The organism is Pseudomonas sp. IT-P294 (assembly GCF_949767865.1).
Lineage (GTDB): Bacteria > Pseudomonadota > Gammaproteobacteria > Pseudomonadales > Pseudomonadaceae > Aquipseudomonas.
Genome location: NZ_CATKQW010000055.1, coordinates 246,251 through 262,291 on the forward strand (window position 1 = coordinate 246,251; position 16,041 = coordinate 262,291).

A 16,041-nucleotide genomic window follows, 5' to 3' on the forward strand; every position below is an offset into this window, starting at 1 on the left:
AGAAAAAACCGCACGCCGTGATGGCAGTGCGGTTTTTCCATGACAGCTAGCAACGATTACAAGCTATTAAGCCTGGTGGTTAGTAACGTAATCGATTGCGGCTTGTACTGTAGTGATCTTCTCAGCTTCTTCGTCAGGGATTTCGGTCTCGAATTCCTCTTCCAGAGCCATCACCAGCTCAACGGTGTCAAGGGAGTCAGCACCCAGGTCTTCAACGAAGGAAGCAGTGTTGACCACTTCTTCTTCTTTAACGCCCAGTTGCTCGGCAACGATTTTCTTGACGCGCTCTTCGATGGTGCTCATACCTTGTTTTCACTCCTAATGGACAAATTCAGGCAGCTGGCCAGTGGGTAAGTGTATAGAAAGACTTTTCAGCATTTCAACTGAAAGCTTCACTCCTCAAACCCGGCGGCCCTCTGCCTATAAATAGATTGCAGCTTTATAACGGATTTTAGACAGCTCGTATGACATTTTTTTGAAGCAATCCGTCACATTTAACTCATGTACATCCCGCCGTTCACCGGGATTGTAGCCCCAGTAACGTAAGCCGCACCGTCGGATGCAAGAAAAGCGACCACAGACGCGATCTCTTGAGCTTGTCCCAGACGACCCAGCGGAATCTGCGTCTGCAAGGCTTCACGCTGTGCCTCAGGCAGTTCACGGGTCATATCGGTGTCGATGAACCCTGGGGCCACCGAGTTTACCGTAATCGAACGCGAACCGACTTCACGCGCCAGTGCACGACTGAAACCTTCCAGACCGGCCTTGGCGGCTGCGTAGTTTACTTGGCCTGCGTTGCCCATGGCACCCACAACCGAACCAATACTGATAATTCGTCCCCAACGGGCTTTGGTCATACCGCGCAAAACGCCCTTGGACAGGCGGAACAGACTGTTCAAGTTGGTATCGACGACGTCATGCCATTCGTCATCTTTCATGCGCATCATCAGATTATCGCGGGTGATACCGGCATTATTGACCAGGATCGCCGGCGCACCAAACTGCGCAGAAATGCTCGCCAGCACCGCCGCAACGGATTCGTCGCTGGTGACATTGAGTTCCATGCCAGTGCCTTGAATACCATTTTCTTTCAGGGTGGCGGCAATACGCTCGGCGCCAGAAGCGGAAGTCGCAGTACCCACAACGATGGCACCTTGACGACCCAGCTCCAGGGCAATGGCCTGGCCGATACCGCGGCTCGCACCGGTGACCAATGCAACTTTACCTTGCAGACTCATGCAAGTTTCTCCTGATTCAGGCCAACGCTGCACGGGCGGCAGCGAAAGCGTCTGGGGTATTAAGATTGGATGTCGACACGCCTTCGGCGCAACGTTTGTTCAAGCCGGCTAATACTTTGCCAGGACCGCACTCGACCAGTTGGGTCGCGCCCTTGGCGGCCAGTGCCTGGACCGATTCGACCCAGCGCACAGGCTTGTAGAGCTGCTCGAGCAGATCGCGCTTGAGGGTTTCCAGATCGGCCGGCACGCCGGCGCTGACGTTCTGTACCACAGGGATCTGCGGCGCCTGCCAGTCGATCGCAGCGATCGACTCGGCGAAGCGCTCGGCTGCCGGACGCATCAGCTCGCAGTGAGATGGCACGCTCACTGGCAATGGCATGGCGCGCTTGGCACCACGGGCCTTGCAGCCTTCAATGGCGCGCTCGACCGCCGCCTTGGCACCGGCAATAACAACCTGGCCCGGGGAGTTGAAGTTCACCGCGCTGACCACTTCGCCTTGTGCCGCTTCAGCACAGGCGGCCAGCACATCAGCATCGTCCAGACCGAGGATAGCGGCCATGCCACCCTGCCCGGCCGGAACGGCTTCCTGCATCAGTTGACCACGACGCTCAACCAGTTTGACGGCATCGCCTAGCGTCAGGCTGCCCGCGGCAACCAGTGCGCTGTACTCACCCAGACTGTGACCGGCAACGTAAGCCGGACGCGCGCCGCCTTCAGCCAGCCACAGACGCCACAAGGCAATCGAGGCGGTCAGAATGGCCGGCTGGGTTTTATCGGTTTGATTGAGTTGCTCTTCCGGCCCTTGCTGGGTCAGTGCCCACAGGTCGTAACCCAGAGCATCGGAAGCTTCTTTAAATGTTTCGAGGACAATCGGATGTTGCGCGCCCAACTCGGCCAGCATGCCGAGGGACTGCGAACCCTGTCCTGGAAAGACGAATGCGAGGGAAGCAGACATGTAACGAGCCCCTAATGATCTTGTCGTCGGAGAATTGACGCCCCACCTTGGGGACGCAAGAAACTGACAGTTGGATGGCCAATTGAACTGAGCAGTCACATTTAAGCATTGTCCGACGAAAACGCCTAAAGCAACAAATCCTCCAGACGGCCGTGAATACGCTCCGGCAGGTTTTCCTGGATCTCGATCACCGCACGCTGTATCGCACTTTGAAACCCCTGAACGCCAGCAGAACCATGGCTCTTCACGACAATCCCCTGCAACCCGAGGAAACTGGCGCCGTTATGCCGCGCAGGCGCCAGATCGGCTTGCAGGCGCTTCATCAGCGGCAGCGCCAGCGCGCCGACCATTTTTGAGGCGAGGTTTTTCTTGAACAAGGCCTCGATACGCCCGGCAATCATGGTCGCCAGGCCTTCGCTGGACTTGAGCAGGATATTGCCGACAAAGCCGTCACACACCACCACGTCCGCCTCGCCCCGGTACAAACCGTCACCTTCGACAAAGCCGATGTAGTTGATACCGCGAGCGCTCTGCAACAAAGTCGCGGCCAGCTTGACCTGTTGATTGCCCTTGATGTCTTCGGTACCGATGTTCAGCAACGCCACGCGCGGACGAACGATGCCCAGGGTTTCTGCCGCCACCGAGCCCATCACCGCAAACTGCAACAAGTGCTCGGCGCTGCAATCGACGTTGGCGCCCAGGTCGAGCAACTGGCAATAACCCTTCTGCGTCGGAATTGCCGCCACCATCGCCGGACGATCGATGCCCGGCAATGTCTTGAGCACAAACCGCGACAACGCCATCAGCGCGCCGGTATTGCCGGCACTGACACACGCCTGGACCTTGCCATCGCGCAACAACTCGAGCGCCACACGCATCGACGAATCGGGCTTGCCACGCAGTGCCTGGGCAGGCTTTTCGTCCATGGTGATGACTTCGGATGCCGGAGCAATCGACAGGCGCGCGCGATCCACAGCCGATTGGCCAGAGAGCAGTTCTTCAAGAAGGGACGGTTGACCGACGAGGGTCAGGTGCAGCGAGGGCGTAGCAGACAGACAAGCAAGGCTGGCCTGAACAATGCTGCGGGGACCGAAGTCCCCGCCCATTGCGTCAATCGCGATGACTTGAGCAGACAAGTGATTACTCGTCAGCGCCCTTGTCGATCACTTTACGGCCACGGTATACGCCTTCTGGCGATACGTGGTGACGCAGGTGAATTTCACCGGTGGTTTTTTCTACAGACAGAGTGCTTGCCGTCAGGGCGTCGTGCGAACGACGCATGTCACGGGCAGAGCGGGATTTTTTGTTCTGCTGAACAGCCATAATTGATTAACTCCTAAACGTTTGGGTCACGCTTTAACTGCGCCAATACACTGAACGGGTTGGACCGCGTTACCTCGTCCTCGCTCGGTTCGGGCTCATCGAGACCCGCCGGCTGCTGGCATTCTTCCGGATGATGAGCAGGCACAATGGGCAAGGCGAGCAAAAGCTCCTCCTCGATCAGTGACTGCAGATCCAATGGATCTTCGCCCAGTTCCAGCACGTCATAACCTTTCGGCAACGACTGGGTATTCGCACCCTCCTTCACCACAGCATAACTGCATTCGCTATGGATCGGCAGGGTGACCAGCTCAAGACAACGCTGGCAAACCATTTTGACTTCGGTGTCGATAAAGCTGTGAATTACCACAGATTTACGTTCATCTCGTTCAAAAACGAATTTAGCCTGCACCGTACCGACAGTATCGGAAAGCGGGTCGCAGAGTCTCTCCAAATCGGCTAGCAGCAATTCACCTTGAAGGGTGGTGCCACGATCAGCCAATTTGCGCGGGTCAACGTGAGGTGGAATCGGGTCATTCAACATAGGCGCAGCATTATAGGGATGCCCCCAGCCATGTCAAAGGAAATTCAGCCCTGTCCGTCACTTGCACGCCTCCGCTAGAATTCGCACCTGCCCTTTGGAGATGCGCATGCTGCCTTTATTACTCGCTTCAAGCTCGGTGTATCGCCGGGAATTGCTGGCCCGCCTGCAGCTGCCGTTCACTTGCAGCTCACCGGACATCGACGAAAGCCATCGTCCGGACGAGCCTGCCATTGATCTGGTCAAGCGCCTCGCCAAAGAGAAAGCCCTGGCGCTTGCCGACAGCCACCCCGATCACCTGATTATCGGTTCCGACCAGGTCGCCGTACTCGGCGACAGGATTATCGGCAAACCCCACACCTTCGATAAAGCCCGCGAACAACTGCTGGCTTCGAGCGGTGCCAGTGTCACCTTCCTCACCGGCCTGGCGCTGCTCAACAGCCAGACCGGCGATTGCCAGGTCGACTGTGTACCCTTCACCGTTCACATGCGCACTCTCGACCCGGTGCGCATAGAACGCTATCTGCGCGCCGAACAGCCCTACGACTGCGCTGGCAGCTTCAAGGCCGAAGGTTTAGGGGTCAGCCTGTTTCAAAGCACCGAAGGCCCTGACGCCACCAGCCTGATAGGCCTGCCGCTGATTCGCCTGATCGACATGCTGCTGGCCGAAGGTGTGCAAATACCCTGAGCACCGCAAAACAGACCGCGCGAATGTAAAAAACCGGCCATGAAGGCCGGTTTTTTTTATGCCGCAGAGGATCAGCGCAGCGATGGACCGTGAAAGCCCATCCACATCGCCAATTGCTCGGCAACGCTGGCACCGAGTTTTTTCGAGAAGCGGTCGAACGGCGACTCCTGAACGGTGAAATCCACTAACTCCTTCTCGCCAATCACATCGCGCGCAACCGAACTGGCATTGCCCAGACCATCGATCAGGCCCAGCGGCAACGCCTGCTCGCCATTCCAGACCAGACCGGAGAACAGCTCTGGATGTTCCTTATCCTTGATGCGATCCCCGCGCCCTTTCTTGACGCTGTTGATGAACTGCTGGTGAGTCGTATCAAGCACGCCCTGCCAGAACTGGGTTTCTTCGGGTTTCTGCGGCTGGAACGGGTCGAGGAACGATTTGTGCTCCCCCGACGTATAGGTCCGACGCTCAACACCAAGCTTCTCCATGGTGCCGACAAAACCGTACCCGGCCGCCGTCACACCAATGGAACCCACCAGACTCGCCTTATCGGCGTAGATCTGATCTGCCGCACTGGCGATGTAGTAGGCACCAGACGCACCCAGGTCCGAAATCACCGCATACACCTTGGTATCCGGGTGCAGACCGCGCAAACGGACGATTTCGTCGTACACGTAACCCGACTGCACCGGACTGCCGCCCGGACTGTTGATGCGCAGGATTACGCCCTTGACCTTTTCGTCCTCGAACGCCGCACGCAAGCTGCCGACGATGTTGTCAGCGCTGGCCGGCTCCTTGTCGGCAATCATGCCGGTCACGTCGATCAATGCGGTGTAATGGGACCCGCGAGTGGCGCTTTTTTCCATGTCCATCAGCGGCGTGAACAGGACCAGCGCGCCAAACAGGTAAACAAAGGTCAGCAATTTGAAGAAAATCCCCCAGCGACGAGACCGGCGCTGCTCCTGCACACTGGCCAGCAAGGTTTTTTCCAGCAGCTTCCAGCTTTTCTCGTCACCGCTCTCCGCGCTCGCCTTGGCGGGCGCTTTCCATTCGTCGGTCATGACATCTACCCCAGCAAAAAACGATTAAGCCCGCTGACTCAGCCAGGCATGCAATTCTGAAAAATGGTCAATGGCCAGTGCCGGCTCGAACACCTTCAGCGCCTCGATCGATTGCGCGCCATAGCTGACCGCCACCGAATCCATACCGGCGTTACGCGCCATCTGCAGATCAAACGAAGAATCGCCGACCATCAGCGCCTGCTCCGGGCGAACGCTGCAATGCGCCAGAATCTGCTCGAGCATCAGCGGATGGGGCTTGCTGGCGGTTTCGTCAGCGGCGCGGGTGATATCGAAATAATCTTCCCAACCGTGAGACTTGAGCACCCGATCCAGCCCGCGACGCGCCTTGCCCGTCGCCACGGCCAAATGATAACCCTCGGCGCGAAACGCCTCCATCGACTCCACCACACCCTCGAACAGCGGTGAAGGCACGGCCTCGGAGGCGATGTAATGATCGGCATAGTGCTGACGGAACGCCACGAGTTCAGCATCGCCAATGTCGGGATACAAGGTGCGAATGGCCTCAGGCAAGCCCAGGCCAATAATGCCTTTGACGGCAAAATCATCGCGCAACTGAAATCCGGACCGTTCGGAGGCGACATGCATCGCCTCGACAATCCGACCAATGGAGTCAGCGAGCGTGCCGTCCCAATCGAAAATCAGCAGCTTGTAATCAGAGGGGTGCACTCAGGCGCTCCACGGTCTTGGCCCACATTTCATCGACAGGCGCCTGCAACTTCAGCTCACCACCATCGGGCAGCGGCACGGTCAGCATGTAGGCGTGCAGGAACAGGCGCTTGCCGCCCAGGTCGCGAATCTCCTTGCTGAACGCTTCATCGCCATACTTGGTATCGCCCGCGATGCAGTGTCCGGCGTGCAAGGTGTGAACGCGAATCTGGTGAGTCCGACCGGTGATCGGCCTGGCTTCGACCATGGTGGCAAAGTCACCGAAGCGACGCAGGACCTTGAACACGGTCACGGACTCCTTGCCCTCCTCCTCGTCGACCTCGACCATACGCTCGCCGGAGCGCAGATTGCTCTTGCCGAGCGACGCCCGGACTTGCTTGATCGATGTCGCCCAGTTACCGCGAACCAGCGCCATATAGCGCTTGTCGACACCGTCGCCGCGCAAGGCCGTGTGCAAGTGGCGCAACATGCTGCGCTTCTTGGCGATCATCAACAGGCCGGAGGTATCACGGTCGAGACGGTGAACCAGCTCGAGCTCCTTGCAATCGGGACGCAACTGACGAAAGGCTTCAATCACGCCATAAGTCAGGCCACTACCGCCGTGAACAGCGATGCCGGGAGGCTTGTTGATCACGATCAGCGCCTTGTCCTCGAAGACAATCGACGCCTCAAGGCGCTGCAGCAGGCCCTGGGCCAGCGGGACAGGCTCGTCGCGCTCAGGCACGCGAACAGGCGGCACGCGCACGATATCGCCCGCCTGCAGCTTGTATTCGGGCTTGATCCGACCTTTGTTCACTCGCACTTCGCCTTTGCGCAAAATGCGGTAAATCAAGGTCTTGGGCACGCCTTTGAGCCGAGCGAGAAGGAAGTTATCAATACGTTGGCCGGCATATTCCGGCGAGACCTCCAGCAGTTGTACGGCTGGGGTCGAAGGGGCAGTAGTCGTCATGTCGCGGATGATAACAATTTTTTATGGAATTGAAGCACTTAATCATTGCTGCTATAGTCGCGAACGCCGCCAAAAGCGGCCTGGACAGCGGACTAACGGTCAAAAACCGGCCCTGACCAACGCAATTCACCAGGACGCAAGGCCGTCCTACGGGGCTTTCGCTACGTAACGGTGGAGTTTGCAGCTGTAACGAGCGCAGGTGACATGAGGCCTGAATCAAGCGGCAAAGCAGAGTTTTCACTCGCCTTGCGAGCCAATATTCACGGCCAGTTCACAAAGTGCAGTCAGCGACGAACGACCCCGAGCGAACGCTTCGGAAACACCGCCTAAATTAGCCATGATGCGTGACCTCCCCCTTCGGAGCTCACGGTAAATGCCAACCCGCTGCGGATTCTGCGCGCGGCAGCACCCGAATTATCAGGGATACGTGTAGGGTGGAGATGCACAACCGCTGGACTGTGTAGCAATAGGCTTTATCAAGACGCTTCATCTCGTCCACAGCCGCTGGTTGATTCCTCCTCCTGACTGAGTGCTTAAGTAGCCACAGCAAGCAGGACGCGTACGTCGCGATAACGGCCCAATTGGCCAGACATCGCTGGACACGGGAATGGCCAACCACTCCCGACGCACCTGACACCGACCATGAGAAGTCGTGTGTGCCGAACGCCGTTTCCGGCAGCCCGGAAACCGACGGTACTACATGAAAAGAATGCTGATTAACGCAACTCAACCCGAAGAGTTGCGTGTTGCACTGGTAGATGGCCAACGCCTCTACGACCTGGACATCGAATCCGGTGCACGCGAGCAGAAAAAGGCCAACATCTATAAAGGCCGGATTACTCGCATCGAACCAAGCCTTGAGGCTGCCTTTGTCGATTTCGGCTCTGAGCGCCATGGCTTCCTGCCCCTCAAAGAAATCTCCCGCGAATACTTCAAGAAAGCCCCTGAAGGCCGCGTCAACATCAAGGACGTCCTGAGCGAAGGCCAGGAAGTCATCGTTCAGGTCGAAAAAGAAGAACGTGGCAACAAGGGCGCCGCCCTGACCACCTTCATCAGCCTGGCCGGTCGTTACCTGGTGCTGATGCCGAACAACCCGCGTGCCGGCGGTATTTCCCGTCGCATCGAAGGTGAAGAGCGCAACGAACTGCGTGAAGCCCTGAACGGCCTGGTTGCCCCGGCTGACATGGGTCTGATCGTGCGCACTGCCGGCCTTGGCCGTAGCAGCGAAGAAATGCAGTGGGACCTCGATTACCTGCTGCAACTGTGGACCGCCATCAAAGAAGCCTCGCTGGATCGCTCCGCGCCGTTCCTGATCTATCAGGAAAGCAACGTGATCATCCGCGCCATCCGCGATTACCTGCGCCAGGACATCGGCGAAGTGCTGATCGACAGCGTTGAAGCCCAGGACGAAGCCCTGACCTTCATCCGTCAGGTGATGCCGCAGTACGCCAGCAAGATCAAGCTGTACGAAGACAGCGTTCCGCTGTTCAACCGTTTCCAGATCGAAAGCCAGATCGAGACCGCTTTCCAGCGCGTCGTCGAACTGCCTTCCGGTGGTTCCATCGTTATCGATCCGACCGAAGCCCTGGTGTCCATCGACATCAACTCGGCGCGCGCCACTAAAGGCAGCGACATCGAAGAAACCGCCCTGCAGACCAACCTTGAAGCCGCCGAAGAAATTGCCCGTCAGTTGCGCTTGCGCGACATCGGCGGCCTGATCGTCATCGACTTCATCGACATGACCCCTGCCAAGAACCAGCGCGCCGTGGAAGAGAAAGTCCGCGAATGCCTGGAAGCCGACCGCGCTCGCGTACAAGTCGGTCGCATCTCGCGCTTCGGCCTGCTGGAAATGTCCCGTCAACGCCTGCGTCCATCGCTTGGCGAAAGCAGCGGCATCGTCTGCCCGCGTTGCAACGGCACCGGCATCATCCGTGACGTTGAATCGCTGTCGCTGGCGATCCTGCGCCTGATCGAAGAAGAAGCCCTGAAAGACCGTACCGCCGAAGTTCGCGCCCAAGTGCCGATCCCGGTCGCTGCGTTCCTGCTCAACGAAAAACGCAACTCGATCACCAAGATCGAACTGCGCACCCGTGCCCGCATCGTCATCCTGCCGAACGACCACCTCGAAACGCCGCACTTCGAAGTTCAGCGTCTGCGCGATGACAGCCCGGAAGCCGCGGTCGGCCAGTCCAGCTACGAAATCGCTGCTGCCGCTGCCGAAGTCGAAGAAGTCCAGCCAGCCGCCGCGACCCGCACCCTGGTTCGCCAGGAAGCTGCGGTCAAGACCGCTCCGGCCCGCGCCAACGCTCCGGTTCCGACCGAAGTCGTTGCTCCTGCGCCAGTGGCTGCACCGGTCGCCGCGCCAGAGCCAAGCCTGTTCAAGGGCCTGGTGAAGTCGTTGGTCAGCCTGTTCGCGACCAAGGAAGAGCCCGTAGCTCCGGTTGTGGTTGAAAAACCAGCGACCACCGAGCGTCCGGCCCGCAACGAAGAGCGTCGCAACGGTCGTCAGCAGAGCCGCAACCGTAACGGTCGCCGCGATGAAGAACGCAAGCCTCGTGAAGAACGTGCACCGCGCGAAGAACGTGCACCACGTGAGCCACGTGAAGCTCGTGAAGAAACGCCGGTTGTTGCTCGCGAAGAACGCGCACCTCGTGAAGAGCGCGCACCACGCGCCCCTCGTGAAGAACGTGCCCCGCGCGCTCCACGCGAAGATCGCAAGCCACGAGGCGACCGCGAAGAGCGTCCGGTTCGTGAACTGCGTGAGCCTCTGGATGCCACTCCAGCTGTCGCTGCCGCCGTCGCGACTGCTGCCGTTACCGCTGAAGAGCGTCCAGCTCGCCAGCCACGTGAAGAACGCGCTCCACGCCCACCGCGTGAAGAACGTCAGCCACGTGCCGAGCAAGCGGCTGCCGTTGCCGAAGAAGAACTGGTGACCAACGAAGAGCAACTGCAGGAAGACGGTCAGGAAGGCGCCGAAGGCGATCGTCCACGCCGCCGCTCCCGTGGCCAGCGTCGTCGCAGCAACCGTCGCGAGCGTCAGCGTGATGCCAACGGCAACGTGATCGAAGGTTCGGAAGAGTCCGAAGCCGGTGAAGGTAACGAAGCTGCTGAACGCAACGAAGCGCCAAGCACTTCCGATCTGGCCGCCGGCCTGGCTGTTACCGCAGCCGTTGCCAGCACCGTGATCAGCGCTCCGGCTGAAGCACAAGCCCACGAGCAAGCCGAACGCGCCACTGCCGCTACTCTGGAAACAGCTGCGGTTGAAGCACCTGTGGTTGAAGCAACGACTCCGGTCGAAGCCACCGCCGCGCCGGAAATCGAAGTGGCTCCGGTTCGCGAAGAAGCACAGCCTGTGGTTGAAGCTGCCGCTGTCGCCGAACCAGTGTTTGCCGCCGAGCCAGCTGTCGAAACCTCCAGCGAAACCGTAACCGAAGCTGTTCGTGAAGTTCGCGAAGAACAAACCGCGTTCAACTGGGTTGCCGAGCCGGTAGCTGTCGAAGCTCCAGCACCTGTTGCGCAAGCCCCGGTTGCTGAAGCGATAGTCTCCGAGCCAGTGGTTGCTGCCGCCGAGCCTGCTCCGGTCGTGGAAGCGCCGGTTGTGGCTGAAGTGGTTGCGCCGCAAGTCGAAGCTGCCCCTGTCAGCGCCCTGACCCCGAGCGGTCGTGCGCCCAACGACCCGCGTGAAGTGCGTCGTCGCAAGCGTGAAGAAGAGCGTCTGAAGAAGGAAGCCGAACTGGCTGCCGCTGCTGCTCCGGCTGAAGCGGCTCCGGCTTCCGAACCTGCACCGGTTGCAGCTGAAGTGATCGAATCGGCACCTGCTGCCGAATCGGTCATCGAAGAGGCACCACGCTCCGTACAGGAAGCGGTAGAGCAACACGAACAAGCCCTGGAAAAAGAACACGAGCCTAAACCTCTCGTCTGATTCCATCGGCCACTAAAAAGCCCCGCCTGGTAATCCAGGCGGGGCTTTTTTATACCTGTTCGTAAATCACCAGAATCCAATGTGGGAGCGAGCTTGCTCGCGATGGCGGAGGATCAGCTTGCATAAATGTTGAATGTAAAACAGCAATCGCGAGCGAGCTCGCTCCCACAGGGAATTTGTGCTGGCGCTACTTGAAGATCAATTTCTCCGGGACATCCACATCCCACAACACCCCGGGATCATCCACGACCACCTCGACCACCCTGCCCTGCGCAAACAACGGCTTGGCACCGTGATCGCCGGACAACGCCATCAACCCCGGACCAAAGCGGCGACCAAACCCCACTGGATGCCCAAACTTGCCCTCATGCACCGGAACACTGACGCAATCGTCAGCTATCCCTGTCAGCACCTGATCAATACTCGACGGCTGGATAAACGGCATATCCCCCAGCACAATCAACCAGCCATCAAGCTCCGGACACGCCGTCACCCCGGCAGCAATGCTGTCGCCCATCCCGGCAGACTCGATCAATACAATCTCGAAGCCGTACGCCTGAGCCATGCGTATCACCTGGGGACGATCTTCGGTGGTCACCAGCACGCGCCTCCCCCGCGAAGCAGGCAGGTTCACCAGGACTTGCTCGATGACGGAGCGAACCGCGCCGTCTCGCCCCGTGCAATCAGCCAGCAACTTGTCCTTATCCGCCCCCGCCACCTGCCTGAAACGACTGCCCTGTCCCGCCGCCAGGACAATGATGCCGATGGATTCACTCATACGACCTCCTGCAACGGCTTCTTCTGCTTGAGTTCGACGCCATTCTTGATCGCCACAATTTCGGCCAACAGCGACAAGGCGATTTCCGCCGGGCTGTGGCTGCCGATGTGCAACCCAATCGGGCCGTGCAGCCGGTCGATGGCCTGTGGCGACAAGCCTAGCTGAGCCAGGTTATCCCGACGCTTGAGGCTGTTGACCCGTGAGCCGAGTGCACCGACATAGAAAGCCTTGGAGTCCAGTGCTGTCAGCAGCGCCATGTCATCCAGACGCGGATCGTGGGTCAGGGCGACGATGGCCGTGCGCTCATCGGTCTGGATCGTCAGCACCGCTTCATCCGGCATGCCCGGGACGAAACGCCCGTGCTGCTCTTCCCACCCGTAGACGAACTCGCTGCGCGGATCGCAGATCAGCACTTCGAAATCCAGCAACCGCGCCATCTCGGCGACGTACCGGGACAGCTGCCCTGCGCCGATCAGCAATAGCCGCCAACGAGGACCGTAGATGGCCCGCAGCGTCTTGCCATCAAACGTCAGCACATCGCTTTTGTTCGCCGGCTGTAAAGCCACTTCGCCCGTCTCAAGATCAAGTGTGCGGGCAACGATTTCATGCGCCTCGCAACGCGCCAGCAACTGCGCCACCCATTCCGGATCGCCCACGCGCTCTTCGGTCAGGCGTAACGTGCCGCCACACGGCAAACCAAACCGCGCAGCTTCCTCGCGGGTGACGCCGTAGGTGATCAATTGCACGGGCGGCCCGTCAGTCGCAATCCGTCCGTCGTGCAGCCGCGCTATCAGATCATCCTCGACACAACCACCGGACACTGAACCGATCACCACGCCGTCTTCACGCAACGCCAGCATGGCGCCAGGTGCCCGGGGCGCGGTGCCCCAGGTCTGGACCACGCTGAACAACACCACCCGCTGACCGGCACGGCGCCATTCGAGGACGCTGCGCAGGACGTTCAGATCTGCGCTGTCCATCAGGCTTGAGCCTTCTGCCAACCTTGCAGCTGATAGCGAACCGGTAGCGTACGGATGCGTTTGCCGGTCGCCGCGAAGATCGCGTTGCACAGCGCCGGCGCAATCGGTGGCACGCCTGGCTCACCGACACCGCCCAGCGGTACCACGCCTGGAGGTGTCACCAGATGCACGGCGACTTCCTTCGGCGCCAGGGACATGCGCGCCACTTCGTACATGTGGAAGTTGTCCTGCTGGACCTTGCCGTCCTTGAAGCTGATTTCACCCAGCACCGCATTGCCCAGGCCCATGACGCAGGCGCCTTCAAACTGAGAGCGAATCCGCTCCGGGTTGATTTGCGGACCGCAATCCACGGCGATGTCGGCTTTATGCACGATCAACGTGCCATCGTCCTTGACCTCGACCTCGATGACCGCTGCCACGTAAGTGACAAAGCTGTAATGCACCGCCAGCCCCAAACCTCGGCCCTTGGGCATTTCACGGCCCCAGCCAGCCGCCTTGGCAGCGGTTTCCAACACCGTGCGCATCCGGGCGGTGTCGATCGGGTAACGCTCGGGCGACTCGCCGTAGTTCCACTCTTCACTCAACGTGCGCGGATCGATCTGGCGGTCCGGACCGAGCAATTTGATCTGGTACTTGAGCGGATCCTGCTTTGCCTTGTACGCCAGCTCATCGACGAAGCTCTGAATCGCAAAGCCGTGAGGAATGTTCGATACCGAGCGATACCAGCCGACCCGGGTGTGGATCGCGGCTTCCGGGTTTTCCAGGCGCACGTTGGGAATGGCATAGGCCATGTTGGTGAACCCCATGCCCAACTCGAACGCCGCTTCGTGGTTCATCCCCGGCGCGAACAGCGCCGTGATGCTCGGCGCGACGGTGCGGTGCAGCCAACAGGAAGGCAGGCCGTCCTTGTTCAGGCTGGCTTTCAGGTATTCGGCCGACACGGTGTGGAAGTAGGAGCAATGGATGTCGTCTTCACGGGTCCATTGCACACGCACAGCCTTGCCCGGGAATTCCTTGGCGAGAATGGCCGCCTCGATGATGAAATCCGGTTTGGACTTGCGACCGAAACCGCCGCCCAGCAGGGTCACGTTAAAGGTGACGTTATCGAAGGGAATGCCCAGGCGTTCGCCGATGCGCTCGCGGGTGACTTGCGGCGCCTGGCTCGGCCCCCAGGCTTCGCACACGCCATCCTTGAAGCGGGCGATGGCGACCATCGGCTCCATTGGCGCCTGTGCCAGGTGTGGCAGGTAGTAGGACGCTTCGACGGTGCTGCTGGCGCCTTTCATGGCCTCGTCGATGTTGCCGGTATTGCGCACCACTTTGCCGGGTTGCAGGGACGCGGCTTCCAACTCCTTGCGGTAGGCAATCGAGTCATAACTGGCGTTGGGACCGTCATCCCACTCGATTTTCAGCGCTTCGCGGCCCTTGATCGCGGCCCAGGTATTGCTGGCCACGACGGCCACGCCACCCAATGGCTGGAATTCTGACGGCAGCGGACGGCCTTCGATCTGAATGACCTTGATCACCCCCGGGACTTTCAGCGCAGCGCTGGAATCGACGGATTTAACCGTGCCGCCATAGACCGCCGGACGGGCAATCGTGGCGTAGAGCATGCCGTCGAAATGCACATCGGCACCGTAAACGGCACGGCCATTGACGATGTCGGCGCCGTCGATGGCCTTGGTGCCCTCTTTGCCGATGTAGCGAAATTCCGATGGCTGCTTGAGTCGCAGACTGTCGCGAGCCGGCACGTCCAGCGCACCCGCAGCGGCGGCCAGGGCGCCATAACCCAGTTCGCGGCCGGTGGGTTGGTGAAGCACTTTATGCAGTTGCGCATGGCACTCGCCGACCGGCACTTTCCACTGATCGGCGGCGGCCTGCTCCAGCATGGTCCGCGCGGCAGCACCGCAGCGGCGCATCGGTTCGTACCAGTGACGCATGCTGCGTGAGCCGTCGGTGTCCTGGTTGCCGAAGCGCACTTCGTCGCCCGGCGCCTGCTGCACTTTCATCATCGCCCAGTCGGCGTCCAGTTCATCGGCCACCACCATGGTCAGGCTGGTGCGCACGCCCTGGCCCATTTCCGAACGGTTGCAGACGACGGTCACCATGCCGTCAGCGGCGATGCTGACGTAAACCTTGGGATCGTCGATCCAGCCATTGGGCATGCCGTCGGCGCCGAATTTCTTCTCTTTTTCTTCGGCGAAAGCGTCTTGCCAGCCCCAGCTCGCCACCAGCACCAATGCACCAGTCGCACCGACACCTTTAAGGAAACCACGGCGACTGAGGTTGCTCAGCGCAAAATCATTCGGCAACTGGCTCATGCCTTGGCCTCCTTCAGGTGAGTGGATGCCTGGCGGATGGCGGTCTTGATACGGTTGTAGGTGCCGCAGCGGCAAATATTGCCGACCATCGCCTCTTCAATCTGTTCGTCGCTGGGGTTCGGATGAGTCTTGAGCAGCGCGGTGGCCGACATGATTTGCCCGCCCTGACAGAAACCACATTGGGCCACGGCGGTGTCGAGCCAGGCCTGTTGCACGACTTGCCCGACCGGGTCGACGTGCAAGTTATCGATGGTGGTGACGTTCTGGCCGACCACCGAACCGATCGGCGTGATGCAACTGCGCGCCGGAGCGCCGTCGATATGAATGGTGCAGGCGCCGCACAGGCCCATGCCGCAGCCAAACTTGGTGCCGTTGTAGCCGGCCACATCGCGGATTGCCCAGAGCAGCGGCATGTCCTCGGTGACGTCGAGTTGATGGTCTTGACCATTGAGTTTCAGGGTAATCATGGGCACGCCCGCATATTTATTCAGGTTATGGGGTCGAGCAATCTGCCGCCTGGGGTTGGCGGTTGGCATTACGCAGATCGACTCAGGCTAATGAGGCTCTCTTATGCGGACGGGAAGGTCTGCATCGGGCCTTT

The 16,041-nt window shown here is 59.7% G+C and carries 15 protein-coding genes; 2 read left to right on the forward strand and 13 right to left on the reverse strand.

All coding sequences use genetic code 11. The annotated features are described in order from the left end of the window. Positions 1-66: 66 nt before the first annotated feature. The 6 genes from acpP to ACM6I0_RS25590 form a co-directional block, all read right to left on the reverse strand. The gene (gene acpP, locus ACM6I0_RS25565) at positions 67-303 is read right to left on the reverse strand and encodes an acyl carrier protein (protein ID WP_003442511.1); all 237 of its coding nucleotides are present in this window, start codon (positions 301-303) and stop codon (positions 67-69) included. A 191-nt stretch (positions 304-494) separates the two neighbouring features. Further along, positions 495-1,238 (reverse strand): 3-oxoacyl-ACP reductase FabG, encoded by a 744-nt coding sequence (gene fabG / locus ACM6I0_RS25570; protein ID WP_090186765.1) that lies wholly within the window; start codon positions 1,236-1,238, stop codon positions 495-497. A 16-nt stretch (positions 1,239-1,254) separates the two neighbouring features. Continuing rightward, complete coding sequence (gene fabD / locus ACM6I0_RS25575) at positions 1,255-2,193, reverse strand: ACP S-malonyltransferase (protein WP_222587989.1); 939 nt, start codon at positions 2,191-2,193, stop codon at positions 1,255-1,257. Positions 2,194-2,318: 125 nt separating this feature from the next. Next, a complete protein-coding gene (plsX, locus tag ACM6I0_RS25580) occupies positions 2,319-3,329 on the reverse strand; it encodes a phosphate acyltransferase PlsX (protein WP_090186770.1) in 1,011 nt (336 codons plus the stop codon). A gap of 4 nt (positions 3,330-3,333) precedes the next feature. After that, entirely contained in the window at positions 3,334-3,516 is a 183-nt protein-coding gene (rpmF, locus tag ACM6I0_RS25585) for a 50S ribosomal protein L32 (RefSeq protein WP_008152339.1), read from the reverse strand. A 13-nt stretch (positions 3,517-3,529) separates the two neighbouring features. After that, positions 3,530-4,057 (reverse strand): YceD family protein, encoded by a 528-nt coding sequence (locus ACM6I0_RS25590; RefSeq protein WP_004371317.1) that lies wholly within the window; start codon positions 4,055-4,057, stop codon positions 3,530-3,532. Positions 4,058-4,163: 106 nt separating this feature from the next. Here ACM6I0_RS25590 and ACM6I0_RS25595 point away from each other — a divergent pair, with 106 nt between their 5' ends. Beyond that, on the forward strand, positions 4,164-4,742 hold the full coding sequence (locus tag ACM6I0_RS25595; protein ID WP_414923579.1) for a Maf family protein: 579 nt from the start codon (positions 4,164-4,166) through the stop codon (positions 4,740-4,742). Between the two features lie 71 nt (positions 4,743-4,813). Here the strand turns inward: ACM6I0_RS25595 and ACM6I0_RS25600 are convergent, their stop codons facing one another. From ACM6I0_RS25600 to rluC, 3 genes are read right to left on the reverse strand one after another with little or no spacing between them, the layout of a single operon-like run. After that, complete coding sequence (locus tag ACM6I0_RS25600; RefSeq protein WP_414923580.1) at positions 4,814-5,803, reverse strand: S49 family peptidase; 990 nt, start codon at positions 5,801-5,803, stop codon at positions 4,814-4,816. 24 nt (positions 5,804-5,827) lie between these two features. Then, complete coding sequence (locus ACM6I0_RS25605; protein WP_414923581.1) at positions 5,828-6,490, reverse strand: HAD-IA family hydrolase; 663 nt, start codon at positions 6,488-6,490, stop codon at positions 5,828-5,830. Beyond that, positions 6,477-7,439 (reverse strand): 23S rRNA pseudouridine(955/2504/2580) synthase RluC, encoded by a 963-nt coding sequence (rluC, locus tag ACM6I0_RS25610; protein ID WP_414923582.1) that lies wholly within the window; start codon positions 7,437-7,439, stop codon positions 6,477-6,479. Before rluC ends, ACM6I0_RS25605 begins: the two co-directional genes overlap by 14 nt. 700 nt (positions 7,440-8,139) lie before the next feature. On the opposite strand from rluC, the gene rne reads away from it, so the two are divergent. Further along, positions 8,140-11,361: a ribonuclease E gene (gene rne / locus ACM6I0_RS25615; RefSeq protein WP_414923583.1), complete on the forward strand. Its 3,222-nt coding sequence runs from the start codon at positions 8,140-8,142 to the stop codon at positions 11,359-11,361. 187 nt (positions 11,362-11,548) lie between these two features. On the opposite strand, the gene ACM6I0_RS25620 is transcribed toward rne, so the two are convergent. From ACM6I0_RS25620 to ACM6I0_RS25635, 4 genes are read right to left on the reverse strand one after another with little or no spacing between them, the layout of a single operon-like run. Next, entirely contained in the window at positions 11,549-12,139 is a 591-nt protein-coding gene (locus ACM6I0_RS25620) for a nucleotidyltransferase family protein (RefSeq protein ID WP_414923584.1), read from the reverse strand. Continuing rightward, positions 12,136-13,119: an XdhC family protein gene (locus tag ACM6I0_RS25625; protein ID WP_414923585.1), complete on the reverse strand. Its 984-nt coding sequence runs from the start codon at positions 13,117-13,119 to the stop codon at positions 12,136-12,138. Before ACM6I0_RS25625 ends, ACM6I0_RS25620 begins: the two co-directional genes overlap by 4 nt. Then, positions 13,119-15,440 carry a molybdopterin cofactor-binding domain-containing protein gene (locus tag ACM6I0_RS25630; protein ID WP_414923586.1) on the reverse strand — a complete coding sequence of 774 codons (2,322 nt, stop codon included), beginning with the start codon at positions 15,438-15,440 and terminating at the stop codon, positions 13,119-13,121. Before ACM6I0_RS25630 ends, ACM6I0_RS25625 begins: the two co-directional genes overlap by 1 nt. Continuing rightward, a complete protein-coding gene (locus ACM6I0_RS25635; RefSeq protein WP_222587998.1) occupies positions 15,437-15,907 on the reverse strand; it encodes a (2Fe-2S)-binding protein in 471 nt (156 codons plus the stop codon). Before ACM6I0_RS25635 ends, ACM6I0_RS25630 begins: the two co-directional genes overlap by 4 nt. Positions 15,908-16,041 lie beyond the last annotated feature (134 nt).

Bases quoted from the DNA above. Each gene is read 5' to 3' on its own strand.
- ACM6I0_RS25630 (WP_414923586.1), bottom strand. From the start codon at position 15,440: ATGAGCCAGTTGCCGAATGATTTTGCGCTGAGCAACCTCAGTCGCCGT.
- ACM6I0_RS25595 (WP_414923579.1), top strand. From the start codon at position 4,164: ATGCTGCCTTTATTACTCGCTTCAAGCTCGGTGTATCGCCGGGAATTG.
- rluC (WP_414923582.1), bottom strand. From the start codon at position 7,439: ATGACGACTACTGCCCCTTCGACCCCAGCCGTACAACTGCTGGAGGTC.
- rpmF (WP_008152339.1), bottom strand. From the start codon at position 3,516: ATGGCTGTTCAGCAGAACAAAAAATCCCGCTCTGCCCGTGACATGCGT.
- ACM6I0_RS25625 (WP_414923585.1), bottom strand. From the start codon at position 13,119: ATGGACAGCGCAGATCTGAACGTCCTGCGCAGCGTCCTCGAATGGCGC.
- acpP (WP_003442511.1), bottom strand. From the start codon at position 303: ATGAGCACCATCGAAGAGCGCGTCAAGAAAATCGTTGCCGAGCAACTG.
- fabD (WP_222587989.1), bottom strand. From the start codon at position 2,193: ATGTCTGCTTCCCTCGCATTCGTCTTTCCAGGACAGGGTTCGCAGTCC.
- ACM6I0_RS25590 (WP_004371317.1), bottom strand. From the start codon at position 4,057: ATGTTGAATGACCCGATTCCACCTCACGTTGACCCGCGCAAATTGGCT.
- ACM6I0_RS25635 (WP_222587998.1), bottom strand. From the start codon at position 15,907: ATGATTACCCTGAAACTCAATGGTCAAGACCATCAACTCGACGTCACC.
- ACM6I0_RS25620 (WP_414923584.1), bottom strand. From the start codon at position 12,139: ATGAGTGAATCCATCGGCATCATTGTCCTGGCGGCGGGACAGGGCAGT.
- rne (WP_414923583.1), top strand. From the start codon at position 8,140: ATGAAAAGAATGCTGATTAACGCAACTCAACCCGAAGAGTTGCGTGTT.
- fabG (WP_090186765.1), bottom strand. From the start codon at position 1,238: ATGAGTCTGCAAGGTAAAGTTGCATTGGTCACCGGTGCGAGCCGCGGT.
- ACM6I0_RS25600 (WP_414923580.1), bottom strand. From the start codon at position 5,803: ATGACCGACGAATGGAAAGCGCCCGCCAAGGCGAGCGCGGAGAGCGGT.